Below are 234 nucleotides of genomic sequence, written 5' to 3' on the forward strand. Positions count from 1 at the left end.
GGGTAGAGTTGTTTGTCCGGACGACTCGCAGTTTGCGGCTCTCTGCTGCAGGCGAACGCTATATTCCCGAGTGTGAAAAGGCATTATTGATGCTGGAGCTTGCGCGGCAAAGCGTGAAAGGTGATCTGCATGTGGTGGACGGCGAGCTGCGTATTGCCTTGTCATCGGATCTGGGACGGAATCTGGTCACGCCTTGGCTGGACGACTTTATGGATGCAAACCCTGGGGTCAGCC

At 56.0% G+C, this 234-nt stretch carries 1 pseudogene; it reads left to right on the forward strand.

From position 1 onward, the window contains the following. Positions 1 to 234 (forward strand): annotated as a pseudogene (locus Q4563_RS22800) (LysR family transcriptional regulator); the annotation flags it as partial.

The organism is Gilvimarinus sp. 1_MG-2023 (assembly GCF_030548285.1).